Raw genomic sequence first — 937 nt, 5'->3', positions numbered from 1 at the left:
ACCAGTGATTCTTTTCAGCGCGGCCGCTTCGAGCTACATCATCTACACCAACCAAAAAATTAGCTTAATTAAACGAGAAGACAACGCACTTCAACTGAGCATGGAAAAATTGGCGGGGCACTTTCGTCAATCGCGCTCTTTTCTCAACAGTTACTCTTATACCCTCACCAAAAGCGACATCGTTGGAGCTGATCGATAATTTGCAACAGACTATTCAGCTACTTCAAGATGGCAATGAAAGCTTCACGGGATTAGCCCTATTGGACGGCAACCGCCAGCTCAGCTACTACGCTGAAAACAGCAGTGACCCATTTGCCGAAATAGATCCTAAGATCCTAAAGTTTATCAACGATAAGTACCTTGAAACCGCCGCAACCTCTAACATCAGTTACACGCAGAACTCCCAAGGAGAAGGCATGTTAGTGCGTTATGAGGTTCTCGATAAACGCACTATCTCGACACCGCTTAGCTATCAACTCGACGATGTATTCTTTGTGGTGGTCTCAGTCTCGTTAGATAAATTCAATTCATTGCGCAAACAGATAGAGTTTGAATATCAGACCAGTCTGTTTTTCACCTCATCGCCCGTTGCGCCGGAAAGTGAATTGACCCAATCAGTCAGGTTGGCACCGAGCCTCTATGTCACCGTAGACCCAGCCAAGTTCCTCCTCAATAACAAACTCCGCTCGATCTGGAATGAGATCAGCTTCTCCTTTGCCTTATCAGCGCTAGTTACTGTCATTCTGCTTCTGTTGCTACTTTCTCGGAGCGTGATAAATCCGATCGCGAGACTGGATCGACAACTGCAGCAGGTTGAAAAGCGCCAACGTAAAAACATCGAGCGACTGAGCAGCAACGATGAAATCGGCCGCCTGTCTGAGCGATTTTACGATGTGTACCAAGAGCTGGATGATACCCACCAGCAGACCAAGATATT

At 46.6% G+C, this 937-nt stretch carries 1 pseudogene; it reads left to right on the top strand.

Features of this window, described 5'->3' with window-relative positions:
• Window positions 1-937 (top strand): annotated as a pseudogene (locus tag KIV40_RS26405) (diguanylate phosphodiesterase); the annotation flags it as partial.

It is taken from the genome of Vibrio sp. D173a (assembly GCF_030248475.1).
This window is presented reverse-complemented; position numbering and strand designations above follow the sequence as displayed.